General features: G+C 67.8%; 14 protein-coding genes. 5 read left to right on the forward strand and 9 right to left on the reverse strand.

The features are described 5' to 3' along the window. Window positions 1-102: 102 nt before the first annotated feature. Complete coding sequence (locus tag ABDV69_RS07425) at window positions 103-1,545, forward strand: CCA tRNA nucleotidyltransferase (RefSeq protein WP_343572941.1); 1,443 nt, start codon at window positions 103-105, stop codon at window positions 1,543-1,545. A gap of 24 nt (window positions 1,546-1,569) precedes the next feature. Next, window positions 1,570-2,088 (forward strand): pullulanase, encoded by a 519-nt coding sequence (locus ABDV69_RS07430; protein WP_343572943.1) that lies wholly within the window; start codon window positions 1,570-1,572, stop codon window positions 2,086-2,088. Window positions 2,089-2,096: 8 nt separating this feature from the next. Here ABDV69_RS07430 and ABDV69_RS07435 read toward each other — a convergent pair whose 3' ends face one another. Together ABDV69_RS07435 and ABDV69_RS07440 are read right to left on the reverse strand one after the other, a co-directional pair. Continuing rightward, on the reverse strand, window positions 2,097-2,870 hold the full coding sequence (locus ABDV69_RS07435) for a TIGR03084 family metal-binding protein (protein WP_343572945.1): 774 nt from the start codon (window positions 2,868-2,870) through the stop codon (window positions 2,097-2,099). 9 nt (window positions 2,871-2,879) lie between these two features. Further along, window positions 2,880-4,157, reverse strand: coding sequence for an MFS transporter (locus ABDV69_RS07440; RefSeq protein ID WP_343572947.1), 1,278 nt, complete (start codon window positions 4,155-4,157; stop codon window positions 2,880-2,882). 86 nt (window positions 4,158-4,243) lie between these two features. On the opposite strand from ABDV69_RS07440, the gene ABDV69_RS07445 reads away from it, so the two are divergent. Next, complete coding sequence (locus tag ABDV69_RS07445; protein ID WP_343572985.1) at window positions 4,244-4,882, forward strand: YqgE/AlgH family protein; 639 nt, start codon at window positions 4,244-4,246, stop codon at window positions 4,880-4,882. 140 nt (window positions 4,883-5,022) lie between these two features. On the opposite strand, the gene ABDV69_RS07450 is transcribed toward ABDV69_RS07445, so the two are convergent. Further along, window positions 5,023-6,612, reverse strand: coding sequence for a Na+/H+ antiporter (locus ABDV69_RS07450; RefSeq protein ID WP_343572949.1), 1,590 nt, complete (start codon window positions 6,610-6,612; stop codon window positions 5,023-5,025). 223 nt (window positions 6,613-6,835) lie between these two features. On the opposite strand from ABDV69_RS07450, the gene ABDV69_RS07455 reads away from it, so the two are divergent. Then, entirely contained in the window at window positions 6,836-9,178 is a 2,343-nt protein-coding gene (locus tag ABDV69_RS07455; RefSeq protein WP_343572950.1) for an amino acid permease, read from the forward strand. A 145-nt stretch (window positions 9,179-9,323) separates the two neighbouring features. Here ABDV69_RS07455 and ABDV69_RS07460 read toward each other — a convergent pair whose 3' ends face one another. Together ABDV69_RS07460 and ABDV69_RS07465 are read right to left on the reverse strand one after the other, a co-directional pair. Beyond that, the gene (locus tag ABDV69_RS07460; protein WP_343572951.1) at window positions 9,324-9,665 is read right to left on the reverse strand and encodes a hypothetical protein; all 342 of its coding nucleotides are present in this window, start codon (window positions 9,663-9,665) and stop codon (window positions 9,324-9,326) included. A gap of 43 nt (window positions 9,666-9,708) precedes the next feature. Then, window positions 9,709-10,671, reverse strand: a complete 963-nt coding sequence (locus tag ABDV69_RS07465) for an LpqN/LpqT family lipoprotein (protein ID WP_343572952.1) — start codon at window positions 10,669-10,671, stop codon at window positions 9,709-9,711. Between the two features lie 186 nt (window positions 10,672-10,857). Between ABDV69_RS07465 and leuS the strand changes: the two genes are divergently transcribed. Then, window positions 10,858-13,722, forward strand: coding sequence for a leucine--tRNA ligase (gene leuS, locus ABDV69_RS07470; protein ID WP_343572987.1), 2,865 nt, complete (start codon window positions 10,858-10,860; stop codon window positions 13,720-13,722). A gap of 74 nt (window positions 13,723-13,796) precedes the next feature. Here the strand turns inward: leuS and ABDV69_RS07475 are convergent, their stop codons facing one another. From ABDV69_RS07475 to ABDV69_RS07490, 4 genes are read right to left on the reverse strand one after another with little or no spacing between them, the layout of a single operon-like run. Then, window positions 13,797-14,471: an SDR family oxidoreductase gene (locus tag ABDV69_RS07475; RefSeq protein WP_343572953.1), complete on the reverse strand. Its 675-nt coding sequence runs from the start codon at window positions 14,469-14,471 to the stop codon at window positions 13,797-13,799. 31 nt (window positions 14,472-14,502) lie between these two features. Beyond that, window positions 14,503-15,009, reverse strand: a complete 507-nt coding sequence (locus ABDV69_RS07480; protein WP_343572954.1) for a MarR family transcriptional regulator — start codon at window positions 15,007-15,009, stop codon at window positions 14,503-14,505. A 54-nt stretch (window positions 15,010-15,063) separates the two neighbouring features. Further along, window positions 15,064-15,795, reverse strand: coding sequence for an amino acid ABC transporter ATP-binding protein (locus tag ABDV69_RS07485; protein ID WP_343572955.1), 732 nt, complete (start codon window positions 15,793-15,795; stop codon window positions 15,064-15,066). Beyond that, window positions 15,792-17,555, reverse strand: a complete 1,764-nt coding sequence (locus ABDV69_RS07490) for an ABC transporter substrate-binding protein/permease (RefSeq protein WP_343572956.1) — start codon at window positions 17,553-17,555, stop codon at window positions 15,792-15,794. Before ABDV69_RS07490 ends, ABDV69_RS07485 begins: the two co-directional genes overlap by 4 nt. Between the last annotated feature and the right edge of the window lie 188 nt (window positions 17,556-17,743).

Raw genomic sequence — 17,743 nt, forward strand, 5'->3', positions numbered from 1 at the left:
CGGGCTGGGCGCACTCGCCGGTAGTGAGCTGCGGGATCGGGCTGTTAGCCCGGATTGCCGGGCTCCTCGGCGGCGGCGCGTCGCCGGACTAGTCTGCTTCCCGTGCCCCAGGATGCCGAGGATGCCGAGCTGCTGGCCGCCGCCGCGGTCGCGTTGAACAGTCACGCCGCCGTCCTGCGCGAGCTCGGCGCGTTGTTCGCTGGCGCCGGACACCAGCTGTATCTGGTCGGCGGCTCGGTGCGCGACGCCGTGCTGGGGCGGCTGAGCAACGATCTGGACTTCGCCACCGACGCGCGCCCCGAGCAGCTGCAGAAGTTGCTGCGCTCCTGGGCCGACGCGCTCTGGGACACCGGCATCGAGTTCGGCACCATCGGCGCCGAGAAGAACGGTCAGCGCCTGGAGATCACCACGTTTCGGGCCGACCGCTACGACGGGGTGTCACGCAACCCGGAGGTCCGATTCGGCGACTCGCTCGACGACGACCTGGTGCGCCGCGATTTCACCGTGAACGCGCTGGCGGTACGCGTAACCGCCTCTGGGGCAGCTGAATTCGTCGATCCGCTGAACGGTTTGGCGGCGCTGCGGGCGCGTGTGCTGGACACCCCGGCGCCGCCCTCGGTGTCGTTCGGCGACGATCCGTTGCGGATGCTGCGCGCCGCAAGGTTCGTCTCGCAACTGGGTTTCAGCGTCGCGCCGCGGGCGCTGGAGGCGATCATTGAGATGGCCCCGCAGCTCGAGCGGATCACCGCCGAGCGGGTGGCCGCCGAGCTGGACAAGCTGTTGCTGGGCGCCGATCCGGTGGCCGGCATCGACCTGATGGTGCAGACCGGGATGGGCGATGTGGTGCTGCCCGACGTCGGCGGCATGCGGATGGCCATCGACGAGCACCACCAGCACAAGGACGTCTACGAGCATTCGCTGACCGTGCTGCGGCAGGCCATCGCGCTGGAAGATGACGGGCCGGATCTGGTGCTGCGCTGGGCGGCGCTGCTGCACGACATCGGCAAGCCCGCCACCCGCCGCCACGAAGCCGACGGCGGGGTCAGCTTCCACCACCATGAGGTGGTCGGCGCCAAGATGACCCGAAAACGCCTGCGCGCGTTGAAGTATTCGAAGCAGCGTGTCGACGACGTCTCGCAGTTGGTCTATCTGCACCTGCGGTTCCACGGTTACGGCGGTGGCACCTGGACCGACTCGGCGGTGCGGCGCTACGTCACCGATGCGGGACCGTTGTTGCCGCGGCTGCACAAGCTGGTACGCGCCGACTGCACTACCCGCAACAAGCGGCGGGCCGCCCGGCTGCAGGCCAACTACGACGAGCTGGAGACACGGATCGCCGAGCTGGCCGCCAAGGAAGACCTGCAGCGGGTGCGCCCTGACCTGGACGGCAACGAGATCATGGAGCTGCTCGGCATCCCGGCGGGTCCGCAGGTGGGCCAGGCGTGGCGCTACCTCAAGGAGCTGCGCCTGGACCGTGGACCGCTGACCCACCAGGAGGCGACGGCCGAGCTGACGTCGTGGTGGGCAGCGCGCGGGAACCGGTAGCCGTCGGCGCCCGTCGGATCAGGCATGGAGTACTGCCTGAGCGCCGGTGACGGCGCAGCGAACATGTGGGACCGCGGCCCGGATCTCGACCTCGACGGCGACGGCCGCCTCGATGCGGTCGCCCTCGACGTCGATCACGACGGTCTGGCCGACGACGCGCTGGCCGACCTGGACGGCGACGGCATCGCCGACCACGCCGTGCTCGACGTACACGGCGCCGAAGAGCGGTATTTCACCGACGACGGCACCGGAACCTGGGCGGTCGCCGCCGAACGGCCGCCGCGACCGGCCACCGGCCTGCGTTGGTTCGGTCTCGACGGTGTCGAGCACACCGGCGCACCGCTGACCGAGTTCGGCGCCGAGGGTGTCCGCTTTCTGGACAGCGACGGCGACGGCCTGGCCGACCGCGCGCTGATCACCGGGCCCGACGGCGTCACCGGCTACGTCGACACCGACGGTGACGGCCGGTGGGACGTCAAGCTGACCGACACCGACGGGGACGGCGCCGCCGACGCCGCCAGCGCGCTGCCGCCCGAAACGTAGGTCCCTGGCTACCGGCCGGGGCCAGGCGGACCGGCGAACGCCTGCGCGATCGTCAGCCAGTGCGCGGCGTCGTCGCCGACGGCGGTCACGTCCAGATCCCGCAGCGGGCGTCGTTGGGTGACCAGGAAACAGAAGTCCTCGGCCGACCCGGTGACCCGTTGCGCCGCCTCGACAGGTCCCCACGTCCAGGTGCTGCCGTCGGGCGCGCACAGCTCCACCCGGAACGGCTCGCTCGGCGGCGGCAGCTCGTTGATGACGAACGCGAAGTCGCGGGTGCGCACGCCGATGTGGGCGATGGAACGCAGCCGGGCCGTCGCGGGCCGGGTGACGCCGAGCGCGTCGGCGACGTCCAGGCCGTGTGCCCAGGTCTCCATCAACCGGGCGGTCGCCATCGACGGCCCGCTCATCGGCGGGCCGAACCACGGCAGCTTGCGCCCGCCGTCCACGCTCAAGAGCGCGTCGTGCAACTGCACGCGCGTCGCCCGCCAGTCGGCGAGCAACGCGGCCGGCGGAACGGCGGCCAGCTCGTCGGCGGCGGCGTTGACGAACCCGATCGGGTCCTCCAACGCGGTCGTCACCACACCGGCGAAGGCGTCGGCGTCGGTGACCGACATCAGCGCGGCGCGGTCGGTCCACAGCAGGTGCCCGATCTGATGCGCCACCGTCCACCCCGCGGCGGGTGTCGGCGTGGTCCAGCGATCGTCGGCCAGCGGCGTAACCAGCGCGTCCAGCTCGTCACTCTCGGCACTCAGGTCGTCGACAATCTGCCAGAGGTCGGTCATCTGGGTACCTTAACGATTCGCCGCGCGCCCGATGACGACGTGTGCGGCCAGGCCGCAGAGGTAGACGACGCTGCCGGCCGCGACCAGCGCCGGCGAGCGCCCGTCGTCGGGCATGACGAAGGCCGCCACCGTGATCGCGGCCAGGAACGACACCCAGAACAGCGAGTCCTGCACGGCGAACACATGCCCGCGCAGCGCGTCGTCCACGTCGAGCTGGATCGCGGTGTCGGCGCACAGCTTGACCACCTGGCCCAGACCCCCGAGCAGGAAGCCACCCGCCACCAGCACCCACAGCTGCAGACCGACGCCGACAACCTCGACGACGGCGGCGATCGCCAGGGCGCCGTTCGCGGCGGCGAAACGCCCCCACCGGCGCACGGCCACCGGCGTGACCAGGTTGGCCAGAAATGATCCGGTGCCGGCCGCGGCGACGAACAGCATCGCGTTGCCCAGCGCCGAGACCGGGCCCGGGTCGCCGCTGCGCACCAACAGCAGCACCAGCAGCGAGTTGATGCCGAACACCATCCGATGCGCGGCGAGCCCGGCCAGCGTGGCCGCGACGGTGGGACGATCCAGCACGGTCCGCACGCCGTGCAGCCAACCCGTGATGACGGCATAGACGACCGACCCGTGGATCGCGCGCTGGGTGTCGTCGGGTCCCAGCACGTGGTCGGCGAACCGCAGCGAGAATAGCAGCGCGATCAGCAACGGGACGATGACCAGAAAGATGGTCGACGCGGCGCCGGCGTTGCCGGACCCGAACAGCTCGCGCGGCACCAGCATGAAGTTCGCGCCGAGGAACGCCGCGATCGCGCCGACCGCTGACGCGATCGAGTTCATCGTGACGACCTTCTCGCCCGGCACCACATGCGGCAGCGCGGCCGACATGCCCGACGAGACGAAGCGGGCCAGGCCGGTGACCACCAGCGCGCCGCACAGCACCAGGACGTCGCGGACCCCCAGCGCAAGGCAGATTCCCACCAGCGCCGCCGACAGCACCCGGCCGATGTTGGCGGACACCAGCACCAGCCGACGGTCCCAGCGGTCCATCAGCGCGCCGGCGAACGGGCCGAGCAGCGAGTACGGCAAAAACAGCACCGCGAATGCGCCCGCGATGGCCGGCGGGCTCGAGGCCCGCTCGGGGTTGAACAGCAGCGCTCCGGCCAACCCGGCCTGGAAGAGGCCGTCGGCGAATTGGCTCGCCAGTCGCAGTTCCAGCAGCCGCCAGAAATCGGGCAGCGCCCGCACCGAGTGCCAGGCGGCCACCGGCGCGCGCGGATGAGTCACGGAACCTGCTTCCCATGGCCCAGGCGGTGTCCGGGGCGCGGAGCTACAACACTACAAATTCTCGTCCAGCGGAGCACTTGATGACCATGGCCGTCGGGCTTGGATGCCATGATGGGGGAGTGGCGCAGCCCGAGGACCCAGAGGATTTCATCGCCCCTGCCGCACACCGAGTGCGGGCGGGCACCTTGCTTCTGGCGAATACGGATCTGCTCGAGCCGACGTTCCGCCGCAGCGTGATCTACATTGTCGAGCACAACGACGGCGGCACGCTGGGGGTGGTGCTCAACCGCCCCAGCGAGACCGCCGTGTACAACGTGTTGCCGCAGTGGGCCAAGCTGGCGTCGAAGCCGAAGACGATGTTCATCGGCGGACCGGTCAAACGTGACGCGGCGCTTTGCCTGGCGGTGTTGCGAATCGGCGCCCCTGCTGACGAGGTGCCGGGGCTGCGCCAGGTGGCCGGCCGGATGGCGATGGTCGACCTGGACGCCGACCCCGGGGTGATCGCCCCGGCGGTGGAAGGCGTCCGCATCTTCGCCGGATACTCCGGCTGGACGATCGGCCAGCTAGAGGGCGAGATCGAGCGCGACGACTGGATTGTGTTGTCGGCGTTGCCTTCTGACGTCCTCGTCGAGCCGCGGGTGGACCTCTGGGGCCGCGTGCTGCGACGTCAGCCGCAGCCGCTGTCGATGCTGGCCACCCACCCGATCGACGTCAGCCGCAACTAATCGGGGGCGCGCCGGGTCGAGTCGAGCGCTAGGCACAATGCCGGCAGCGCATCGGGGCGAACACGATGGAACATAGTCATGCCACGACGCTCCGCTCGGGGCCAGCGCCGCAGCCAACTCTCGCGCAGGGATGCGGTGCATCAAAGGCTACTGAGGCGGGATTCCTCCAAATCGAATCCCCTTTCGATGGAACGCAATACTGACGCGTTGATGCGTCCTTCGCGCCGAGCATGCAGCACTTCTGTGCGCTCGACGCCCAGCATCTCGAGCCGCAACGCCAGATAACGGCGCCGTTCATCGCCATCACCTTCAGCGGCATCCGACTCATGATGAGACGGGGCGGTCATTTGCAGGCGCCGCACCCTCGCCGCGTAGAGGGCGCGCAAGGACTCTGCGGTGTCATCGGCGCGCTCATCGCTGGGCAGTTGTGCGTCCAACCACTCCAGAGCGGCACACGCTGCGCGCAGGCGGGCTGCGGTCTCTTCGCCCTGGAAACCCTTGAGCCGCAGCCCGAGCCGGTGCAGCAACCAAGGAAGGCTCGCGCCCTGTATCACCAGAGTGGTAAGGACGACCGCCCCCGCTATCAGGATCACCAGGTCACGATCGGGAAAGGGTGAGCCGTCCGCGCGACGCAAGGGAACGGCCAACGCGGCGGCAAGCGATACACCGCCGCGCATGCCGGCCCAGCCCACGACGACGCGCTGCCGCCATCGACTCGGCTCTACCGGTTGACCGCGCGACCTCTCCAGAATCGGTCCCAGCAGCGTGAATAGGAACCGCATCAGGACCACAGCGACAAATACCACCGCTAACGTCAACAGCAGGTGCGGGATCGGTCTGCTCGGCGCCGACCAGTGCACTTGTCGGTGAAGTTGGATACCAACCAGAATGAACAGCACCGCGTTGAGCAGGAAGACCAACACTTCGAGGAAGGCCAGTGCTTGTAGGCGGGCACCCGGCGAATAGATGTCGCTCATCCGAGCACCGACGTAGATGCCGGCGATGGCGGTGGCCAGAACTCCTGACATGCCGGCGGCGTCGGCGGCCGCGTAGGTGAAGTACGGCGTGGCCAAAGAGACGGTGATTTCCAGCGCCGGATGGTTCATGCGTAGCCGCACCCTCACCATCAACCAGGCAATAGCGAGACCAAGGGCCGCGCCGCCCACCGGTCCCAACAGCAGCGTGAGGACGAGGTGGCCCGGGTGTACTGCCCCCGCTACCGCGGTGCCCACGGCGCCGGTATAGAGCACCAGAGCGCACCCATCGTTGGTGAGGCCCTCGCCCTCGATGATCGTCGTGAGTTCCTCCGGCGCGTTCAGTCGGCGAAAGACCGCGGTGGCCGAAACGGTGTCCGTTGGCGCCACAATGGCGCCCGTCACGAGGGCCACCACAAACGACAGCCCGATGAGGCCGGTCAAGATGACTGCTACCGCAACCGTGGTAGCCAGCACCAATCCGACCGCAAGCAGGACGACAAGCCGGGCATGCCTGCGCAATTCGTCGGGAGCTACAAAAAGCGCCGCATAGTAGATCAGTGGCGGCAGGAACAGATAGAAGACGACTTCGGGCGAAATTTCCGGGGACGGGGTCCACGGAAACCAGCTGAGGAAGACGCCGACGCCAACCAAAAAGATCGGGTAAGGCACCCCGACGCGCTCAGCCCCCCAAATTGCAGCGATGGCCGTTGCCGGGCCGCACAGCAACAAGATCGTGTAGGTGACGGGTATCAAATCCGCGCCTTTCGTGGGAACGGGCGGCTCACTGACGATGCTGCGGCTGGCTGGGAACAGGTCCTACGGCGGCAGGATGAAGATCCCTGGACCCCCGTCCAGTCAGGTCAACGAACCTGTCCACGACTTCCTACGCTAGCGCCGCCGACGTCCATCGAAAATGGCCGTCACCTGGTGAACGGCTGCCGTTTTTGGACGCGCTTGGAGGGGTAAAGCAGAAAACATGACGATAACGGCCGGTGAACGACAGATACCGCGGTCCTTCTCGGATGTGATGAAGCGGGTGTTTCTCGGCAAGCCGCTGACCACTGACGCCTTGAAATCCGAGAAGCTGTCGAACCCCGTCGCACTAGGGGCGCTGTCACCCGATGCGATCTCGTCGACCTCCTACGGCGCAGAGCAGACTTTGCTCGAATTGCTGCCGCATGCCGGGCTGGCCGCATTCGTCTTGCTGCTGCCCATCACCGGCGTCATCTTGGTGATTCTGACGCTGGTGTCGGCGTCCTACCGGCAGGTGGTGATGACCTACGCCCGCGCCGGCGGATCGTACATCGTCGCGCGGGAGAACTTCGGGCCGCGGGTGGCCCAGGTGGCTGCCGCGGCACTGCTGATCGACTATGTCGTGACGGTAGCGGTGCAGGCGGCGGCGGGCACCGTGGCTGTGGTGTCGGGATGGCCCACGCTCGGCCCCTACAGCTTGGAGATCACCGTCGCCGTCGTCATCTTCATCTGCTTCGCGAACCTCCGGGGGCTGCGCGAAGCGGGCCGGCCGTTCGCGATGGCCACCTACGCCTTCGTGGTGATGATCACGGCGACGATCGTCACCGGCGTCATCCGCGACGTTTTCTGGGGCCTGCCGAAATATCACCCCGAGCACCTGGCCGGGGCCGTGCCGGTGCATCAGGGCAGCGGTCTGGTGATGGGCGCCACGATCCTGGTGTTATTGCGCTCGTTCGCCAACGGTGGCTCGTCGCTGACCGGGGTGGAGGCGATTTCCAACACGGTCGACCTCTTCCGAAAGCCGCAGGGCCGCAACGCCCGCCGGGTGCTCACCGTGATGGCGTGCATCCTGGGTTTCCTGTTGGCCGGCGTCGCCTACCTCGCGTACACCACCCACGCCAGCCCGTATCTCGCCGGCTACCCGTCGGTGCTCTCCCAGATCGCCGAAGCCGTGTTCGGCAACGGGTGGATCGGCAAGGCGTTGTATGTCCTGGTCCAGGTGTCCACCGCAGCGATCCTGTTCACCGGAGCCAACACCAGCTTCAACGGTTTCCCGGCACTCACCAATTTCGTTGCCGGGGACCGTTTCCTGCCGCGACAGTTGAGCAAACGCGGCCATCGTCTGGTTTTTTCCAACAGCATCGTCGCGCTGATGGTGTTGGCGGTGGCGCTGCTGGTGGCCACCGGCGGATCGGTCAGTGCCCTGGTGCCGTTTTACGCGATCGGGGTGTTCACCGGCTTCGCGATGGCCGGCTTCGGCATGAGTAAATACCATCTCTCGCGCCATGAGCGCGGGTGGCGACGCAAACTGGTGATCAACTTTTCCGCCGGGGTCATGTCGGCTGTCGTCGTAGGCATCTTCGCGGTGGCCAAGTTCACCGAAGGCGCGTGGCTGGTCGTGGTCGTCTTCCCGGTGCTGGTGCTGGCGTTGATGCGGTCCAATCGGGAGTACCGGTCCGAGGCCGCGATCTTGGAAGCGTTCCGAAACGATCGTCCTGAATTGACCAGGTACGCCCGGCACCGGGTGTTCGTCTTGGTCAACTCGGCCGATCTCGCGGTGCTCGAAGCCCTGCGCTATGGCAGGGGCCTGCGCGCGGATGAGATGACGGCGGTACATTTCGTGCTCGACGCGACCTATGCCGGGCAGGTCCAAGAGCGCTGGGACTACCTGCGCCTGGACGTCCCGCTGCGGTTGGTGGACTGCCCAGACCGGCAGATCAACCGGGCGGTGCAAGAGTTGGTCATCACCGCACTGGAAGAACACGTCGACACCAACGTCACCGTGCTATTGCCGCACCGGATGTATGCGCCACTGCCCGGGCGATTCCTGCACGACCGCACGCCCGAGAAGATCGCGCGGGCTGTCGGTCGGATCCCGGACGCCGCTGCCACAGTCGTGCCGTATGACGTGCAGTCCCGCATCGACGACGCTTTTCCCGGGAGATTGGGGCAACGGATCTCTGATCGGTTCGGCAGGCTGGAAGCGCGGATATTGCGAAGCGACAGCCACATTGTCGACCAATACGAACATCCCGAACAGCCGTCAACCGTGACCGCGGTGGATGACCTCATCCCGGGGCGCCAAGCAACCATGCAGGGCCGGGTCAGTCGAGTCGAGGACGTCACCAAGCACCGACGGACATTCCGCTCGGTGGTGATCGGCGACGACAGCGGCGATCTGCATGTCACGTTCACACCGGGCCGGAAAGGGACGGATGTCGAGCCTGGCCAGGTGCTGCGGATCACCGGCAAGGCGCACCAAACCGACAACGGCCCGGTAACGATGACAGACCCCGACTTCCAGGTGATCGAGCAACCGGCGCAGCATTCGTCGAAGGACGACTGACGGCCGCGCTCCAGGACTTGTTGCGGGCCGCCGAGTACTCGTCGCCCGGGTAGCGACCCCGACGGAAAGTTCGACTGGTGGCGGCCAGGGCGGCTTCGACGGCCCGCGCTTCAGCCGCGATGTCAGAACGCAGGTGGGCGGCGCTTCAATGGCAGCTGAGCACACAGGCCGCGCAGGTGCCGGCGCAACTTCCCGCGGACTCGTCCTGACGCAGTGCGAACCGCGCGGTCTGGTACGACCCGGCGGCGACGGTGCCCAGCGCACCGACGATGCAGACGCAGACGACAGTCAGCGCGGTGGCCGCCGGTGCGGCCAGGGCCACCGCTCCGGCGACGGCCAGCATGGTTGCGGCGGCCAGTTGTGGGGGCGCGACAGATCGCATCACCAGCCCGACGGTGCTGGTGCCGGCGGGACGAGCCAGCGACCGCAACCCGAGAACGGCCAGGACCACCGCCACGCCGACGCACAGCACTCCTGCGATGAGCATGGGGACACCATACGAGGCGTCCGGGTCCGGTGCAGCGCCGGTGTTAGTGAGCCAAGGCCTGCGGCGGCGCGATCGGCGCGGCGACTGCCTGCGGCGGGGCGACCGGCGGCGCGGCTGCCGGGGGTGGCGGCGCGGGCTGGTTGGACCCCGGCGGTCCGGCCCGAAAGCCGTTGATGATGCCGTCGGTGGCCTGCGCCTCGCCGACGCCTCCGCCAGCCTCGGTGGTCACGGCCAGCGACACCAGGTACTTATCCGGTCCGGACGCGACGATCAAGTGCCGCCGCGAGGTGTTGAGCATCATCTCGTTTTGCCGATAGGTGCCCTCGATGAGCGACGACGGGGAGCCGTTGTAGTCGACCAGCGAGGCGTCGGTGTCACGCCAGCCGGGCAGCTGCCGGCTGTCGATGTAGCCGTGGCTGATCGCCTCGTGCGGATCGAAATCGCCGACCAGCCGGTACACCACGAGCTGGGCGTTGGGCGTGTAGAGGCTGGGGCTGCGGCGATTAGCGATCACCACGAACGCGTCGGGCACATTGGGGTCGGGAACCTGGGTCCAGCCCTGCGGCACCGGCAGGACGAGGTCGAGCGCGGTGAAGCCGGCGGCTTTCTGCGGCTCCATCTGCACGCCCTTGCTGGTGAAGAAGTCGCGCAGCGTCCCAGCGGTGGCCGGCACCAGCGCCGGCGGCGCGGCAGCGGGCGGCTGCTCCGCGGCGGCGGGGGCGACCGCGGGCCCGGGCTGTGCGGCCTGCGGTGCCAGCCCCGGCATCGGGTTGCCCAGCGCTCCGGGGTTGCCCAGCGCTCCGGGGTTGCCCAGCGCTCCGGGGTTGCCCAGCGCTCCGGGAGCGGCTTGCGGTGCGGGTGCGGGGATCGGAGCGGGAGCGGGAGCGGGCCGGGGCGGAAACACCGGGTCGGCCGACGCGGTGGGGCCCGCAGCGCCCAACACACCGGCGGCGCCGACGGCAAGCCCCGCGACCGTTACTCGCCAGCTACGGGACAAGTGCTTCATGAGGGTCGGTCCTTCCGAGATTGCCCGGGTGTTTCGAAGACGCAGAAATCGACTGTAACCAGGGACAAGCAGCGGCTTCCAGCGCTGCAACCGACCCTTGACACACCTGGAATGAACCCCTGACCGGTCTGCAATCCAACCGAGACCGTCGGTGGTCGGCGGGTCGCTCGACACCGCCCTTATAACCTGTTGGGCGTGACCGACTCCGACCCCGACGCGCCGCGGTACCGCTACACCGCGGACCTGGCCGGCCGCATCGAAGCGACCTGGCAGGACAACTGGACCAGGCAGGGGACCTTCAACGTGCCCAACCCGGTCGGCTCGCTGGCGCCGACGGACGGCACCGACCTCTTCCAGGACCCCGACGCCAAGATGTTCGTCCAGGACATGTTCCCCTACCCATCGGGCGAGGGATTGCACGTCGGCCATCCGCTCGGTTACATCGCCACCGATGTCTATGCCCGCTACTTCCGGATGCGGGGCCGTAATGTGTTGCACGCGTTAGGCTTCGACGCTTTCGGGTTGCCTGCCGAGCAGTACGCCGTGCAGACCGGCACCCACCCGCGCACCCGTACCGAAGCCAATATCGTCAACTTCCGACGCCAGTTGGGCCGGCTGGGTTTCGGCCACGACAACCGGCGCAGCTTCTCCACCACCGACGTCGACTTCTACAAGTGGACGCAGTGGATCTTTCTGCAGATCTACCACGCGTGGTTCGACGTCGCCGTCGGAAAAGCCCGCCCGATCTCCGAGCTGATCACCGAATTCGACTCTGGTACACGCCAATTGGACGATCGTCGGGAGTGGTCGACGTTGTCAGCGGGTGAGCGTGCCGATGTGATCGACAGCTACCGGCTGGTCTACCAGTCGGACTCGATGGTGAACTGGTGCCCGGGCCTGGGCACCGTGCTGGCCAACGAAGAGGTCACCGGCGAGGGCCGCAGCGAGCGCGGCAATTTCCCGGTGTTCCGCAAGCGCTTGCGGCAGTGGATGATGCGGATCACCGCCTACTCCGATCGGTTGCTCGACGACCTCGACGTGCTGGACTGGCCGGAGAAGGTCAAGACCATGCAGCGCAACTGGATCGGACGTTCCACCGGCGCGGCGGTGCTGTTCTCGTCGTCGGCGGGCGACCTGGAGGTGTTCACCACCCGGCCGGACACCCTCTTCGGCGCAACGTATCTGGTGCTGGCGCCCGAACACGAGCTGGTCGACACCCTGGGCGGGGCGCAGTGGCCCGACGGCGTCGACTCGCACTGGACTTACGGCGAAGCGACCCCCGCGCAGGCGGTCGCCGCCTACCGGAAGGCGATCGCCGCAAAGTCCGACCTTGAGCGACAGGAGAACAAGAACAAGACCGGTGTCTTCCTGGGTGCCTACGCGACCAACCCGGCCAACGGCGAGCAGGTGCCGGTCTTCATCGCCGACTACGTGCTGGCCGGATACGGCACCGGCGCGATCATGGCCGTCCCCGGACACGACCAGCGCGACTGGGAATTCGCCGGCGAGTTCGGCCTGCCGATCGTGGAAGTCATTGTTGGTGGCGATGTTTCGCAAGCGGCCTACACCGGCGACGGCGTCCTGGTGAACTCCGACTACCTCAACGGGTTCGAGGTCGAGGCAGCCAAGGAGGCCATCATCGCGCGGCTGGAGTCCGACGGCCACGGCCGGGGCAGCATCGAGTACAAGCTGCGCGACTGGCTTTTCGCGCGGCAACGCTATTGGGGCGAGCCGTTTCCGATCGTTTACGACAGTGACGACCGCGCGCACGCGTTGGACGACGCCGACCTGCCGGTCGAACTGCCGGACGTGCCGGACTACTCGCCGGTGCTGTTCGACCCCGACGACGCCGGCAGCGAGCCGTCGCCTCCACTCGGCAAGGCAACCGACTGGGTCAACGTCGAACTCGACCTCGGCGACGGGCTGAAGCCCTACACCCGCGACACCAACGTCATGCCGCAGTGGGCCGGCAGCTCCTGGTACGAGCTGCGTTACACGGATCCGCACAATCCAGACCGGTTCTGCGACAAGGAGAACGAGGCCTATTGGATGGGCCCACGGCCGGCCGAGCACGGACCGGACGATCCGGGTGGCGTCGACCTCTATGTCGGCGGCGCCGAGCATGCGGTGCTGCACCTGCTGTATTCACGGTTCTGGCACAAGGTGCTCTACGACCTCGGCCACGTCAGCTCCCGCGAACCCTACCGGCGACTGATCAACCAGGGCTACATCCAGGCCTTCGCCTACACCGATTCCCGCGGTGCTTACGTGACGGCGGCCGACGTCGTCGAGCGTGACGACAAGTTCTGCTATCCCGGGCCGGACGGCGACATCGAGGTCTTCCAGGAGTTCGGCAAAATCGGTAAGAGCCTGAAGAATTCGATCTCGCCGGACGAGATGTGCGACGACTATGGCGCCGACACCCTGCGGGTGTACGAGATGTCGATGGGCCCGATCGAGGCATCGCGCCCGTGGGCCACCAAGGATGTGATTGGGGCACAACGTTTTCTGCAGCGGGTGTGGCGACTGGTGGTCGACGAGAACTCCGGCGAGACTCGGGTGACCGATCGCTCAGAGCTGGACACCGGCACGCTGCGGCTGCTGCACCGCACCATCGCCGGCGTCGCGGAAGACTATGCGGCCCTGCGCAACAACACCGCGGTGGCCAAGCTGATCGAGTACACCAACCACCTGACCAAGCAGCACCGCGACGCAGCGCCTCGGGCCGCGGTCGAGCCGCTGGTGTTGATGCTGGCACCGGTGGCGCCGCATCTGGCCGAGGAGCTGTGGGAGCGGCTCGGGCATCCGAGCTCGCTTGCCCACGGCCCGTTCCCGGTGGCCGATCCCGCCTATCTGGTCGAGAACACCGTCGAGTATCCGGTGCAGGTCAACGGCAAGGTCCGCGGCCGAATCACGGTGTCCGCCAGCGCCGATGCCGATGCGGTGGAGGCCGCGGCGCTGGCCGACGAGAAGGTGCAGGCGTTCCTGGCCGGCGACACACCGAAAAAGGTGATCGTGGTCGCCGGAAAGATGGTCAACCTGGTCGTCTAGGGTGCCAGCCAGAAGCCAGGGTTGTGCATAACGGAAAATCACCACCCTGGCTTCTACTTCGCGGGAAATGCGCGTCAGCCGCGAGGCCGCAGGATGACCTCGTGCAGATGGCCGTCGGGCGGCGTGTGGATCGCCTGTGCGACCGCCGCGGCGACGGTGTCCGCCCGCAGGAATCGCTCGGCGTCGTATTCGCCGCCCTCGAAAGACACCAACTCCCGCTGCATGTCGGTGTCGGTGCGGCCAGGGTAGACGGTGGTGACCCGCAGCGCCGGCTCGCTCAGCCGTAACGAGTCGGCGAACGCGCGCAGCGCGAACTTGCTTGCCGAGTACGACGCCATGTTCTCCGACGCTCTGCGGCCCGACCCGGAGTTGATGAACACCACTTGCCCCGCGGCGCGTCGCAGCGCTGGCAGCAGTGCAAGTGTAACAGCCACCGCGCCAACGACATTGACGTCGAACGTAGTGCGCCACTGCTCGACGGTCGATTCGGCGATGCGCCCGGGAATCGACACGCCGGCATTGTGCACCAGCACGTCGAGCGCACCGATCGCGGCGGTGACGTCCGCGATGGTGTCGGTGTCGGTGTCGGTCACATCCAGCGGCAGCGCCGTGGCGCCGAGCCGCTCCGCGGTGGCCTGTAGCGCAGGCGACGGTCGCCCGGCCAACACCAGAGTGTGTGTCGGTGCCAGGGCGGCGGCGATCGCGGCGCCGATCCCGCGGCTGGCGCCGGTGACGAGTGCGGTCCGCATGGCTGCCAGAGTAGCCAAGCTCGACAGCGACTTACGCGGTCGCGCCGCCGTTGGTCGCGGCGGCCGGTGCAGCCGCCTCGCTGGCAGCCAGGTGCTCCAGCGGCGCCAGCGCCGCGGTCAGCGCGTCCACTTCAGGCTGGCTGAGCTGACTCAACAGCGTGACCAGGGCGGTGATCCGGTTGCTCAGCGACTCTCGGTGCACGGCCAGGCCCCGCGGGGTGATGTCGACCAGCACGGCGCGCAGGTCCGACGGGTCCCGCGAGCGCTTGACCAGGCCTATCTTCTCCAGCCGACGGATCGCCACCGTCGTGGTGGGCGTGCGAACGCGTTCATGAGCGGCCAGGTCGGTCATCCGGATCGGGCCTTGATCCAGCAGAGTGACCAAGATCGACAGCTGTGCCAGGGTGAGGTCGTTGGCCGTCGCGGCACCGGCGCTGGGATCGCCGCGGCGCAGGATCGAAAACAGCTTGGAAAGCGTACGGTGAAGTCCCTCCGCCAGCTCGGTGAGCTCGGGCACGGTGGCTTCAGTTTCCGCCATAGTTCGTCAGTCTAACCTGTCTGCTGTTCGGAGGCCCACATTCGGGTTGCGCTCTCACAGCACCTGTGACAAGAAGCGCTGCAGCCGCTCGGTTTCCGCGGCCTCGAAAACCTGCGCCGGCGGGCCGGTTTCTATCACCCGACCGTGGTCCATGAACACCACGGTGTCGGAGGTCGACCTGGCGAAGGCCATTTCATGCGTCACGACCAGCATCGTCATGCCGTCGGAGCCGAGGTCCGCGATCAGCGCCAGGATGCCCTTGACCAGTTCGGGATCCAGTGCCGAGGTCGCCTCGTCGAACAGCATCACCTGCGGTTCCATCGCCAACGCCCGCGCGATTGCGACGCGTTGCTGCTGGCCGCCGGACAGCGCCCCGGGCCGGCTGTCGGCCTTGTGCTTCATGCCGACCCGGTCCAATTGGGCCAGCGCCGATTCGCGGGCCGCGTCACGGGACAGGCGCTTCAGCTTGCGCGGCGCGAGCATGACGTTGTCGAGCACGCTGCGGTGCGGGAAGAGATTGAAGTGCTGAAACACCATGCCGATCCGCTGACGCACCAAGTCGGGGTCGTCGCTCAGCACCGATTCACCGTCGAGCAAAATGTCGCCCTGGTCTGGCTCGTGCAACCGGTTCAACGTGCGCAGCAGGGTTGACTTCCCGGACCCGGACGGCCCGATCACCGCGACGGTGTTGCCGGCGGGGGCGGATATGTCGACGCCGCGCAGCACCGTGTCGCGCCCGAAGGCCAAGTGAATTCCCTTGCCTTCCAGGGATACTGAGCTGGTCATATGATCTCCTGACTGGTGGGCAAGGCCTGCGGATCGGCCGGTCTGCCGTGCCGAAGCCGATGGTCGACGACGTTGACCAGGTGGGTCAGCGGGATGGTCAGCATCAGGTAGAAGGCGCCGGCGGCGACCAGCGGCGACAGGCTGCCGGTTTGCGCGTTCAGGTCACGGGCGACCTGGAACAGCTCGCGCTGGCCGGCGATCAAGCCCAGGAAGTACACCAGCGCGGACCCCTTGAGCAGCGCGATGAACTGGTTGACCAGCGCGGGCAGCACCCGTCGGATCCCTTGCGGAATCACGATCAGCCGCATCGACGCGCGGTAACTCAGCCCCAACGCGCGGGCGGCGTCGAGTTGCCCGGGCTCGACGCTCTGGATGCCGGCGCGGAAGATCTCTCCGATGTAGGCCGCCGCGGTCAGCCCCAGCGCGGCGATACCCAGCGGATAAGGGTTGTTGTCGGTCAAACCGCCCACGATCGGGCCGATCCCGAGCCCGATCAGCAGGATGATCACCACCTCGGGCAGGCCGCGGAAGACGTCGGTGTAGATCCGCGCCGGCCAACGCAGCCACCGGGCCCGCGATATCCCGGCGACGGCCAGCCCAATGCCGAGCGCCAACCCGATCACACCCGAACTCACCGTCAGCAACAGCGTGTTCGGCAGGCCCGTGGTCACCATCGCCGGGATGGACTGCTTGTAGAGGTCCCAATCGAAGAAGGAATCCCGCAACTGCGTCAGCGTCGACTTCGGCGGCGCGGCCTCGTCGATTGTGCGGTGATTGCGTTCGGCGATCGCCGCGAAGTCCGGAAGATGCGGCGTCGGCGCCGATTTCGACCCCGGTTGCCAGCCGCGCGGCAACGGTCGCGGGACCCAGTCGGTGTACAGCTGCGACCAGGTCCCGTCGGCGATCACCGCGTCCAGGCCGGCGTTCAGCGCCGCGATCAGTGGCTGGTTGTCCTTTGACACCGCGTAGGCCACGAAGTTGCCCAGCCCGAAGGTGTAGCCGGCGACGGCGGCAGAGTCGCCCGGCCGCATCACGTCGGCGGCCTCCATGGCGGGCGCCACCCAGGCGTCGATCTGATGGGTCTTCACGCTGGTGTAGACGCCGGTGAAGTCGGGGAACTTCACCGGCTCGATATGCAAGGTGTCGACGACGTAGGCCTCCTCGACAGTGCCTTGGACGACGCCGATTCGCTGTCCGGGCCCCAAGTCGTCGAAGCCGTCGATCGGCGAACCGGACGGCACGATCAGGGACAGGTAACCGAAGTCGTAGCCGTTGGTGAAACCGACTGTGCGACGGCGCGCTTCGGTGGCCATGATCGACGACGAGGCGACGTCGAAGCGCCGCGACGCGACCTGGGCGAGCAGGCCGGCGAATTCGGTACCGGCGAAGACGACCTGCAGGCCGAGCTTGGCGGCGATCGCCCGCAGCAACTCGTTGTCGTAGCCGGTGTAGCGTCCGGCGCTGTTCAGGCAGCTGGTCGGCGGGCCACCCGACTGGGTGCCGACGACGAGCGTCCCGGGTGTGCGCAGGCCCAGCGCGTTGATGTCCACCGAACTCAACGGCTCCACATCGGCGGTCGTGTACTTGTCCTCTCGCGGCCGGTTGGCGGTGGCCAGTTTTCGCGGCAGCGCGACCGCGCCGTCTTTGCCCACCGGCTTGCACAGGTTGTTGTCCGCGGTGGCGGGTGCGATCGGGGCCAGGATGTAGGTCAGCAGGACAGTAGCCAGCAGGGCAACAAGTTTCGACGCGCTGGCGGTCATGCCCGATCACGCCACCGGCACAGCTGTTCGGCGTCGCCCAGCTTGCGATAGTCGGGGGAATTGACATTTCCCCCAACTGAAGTCGGAGGATTCCGCGCAGCGTCCGGCTGTCTCGGCGCGGCAAGCCGCGCCGCCGTAGGCCGCCCGCTGAAGGCGGTTCGGGCCGACTCGCTCTGTCCCTTGCGGGC

Source organism: Mycobacterium sp., assembly GCF_039583785.1.
Taxonomy (GTDB): domain Bacteria; phylum Actinomycetota; class Actinomycetes; order Mycobacteriales; family Mycobacteriaceae; genus Mycobacterium.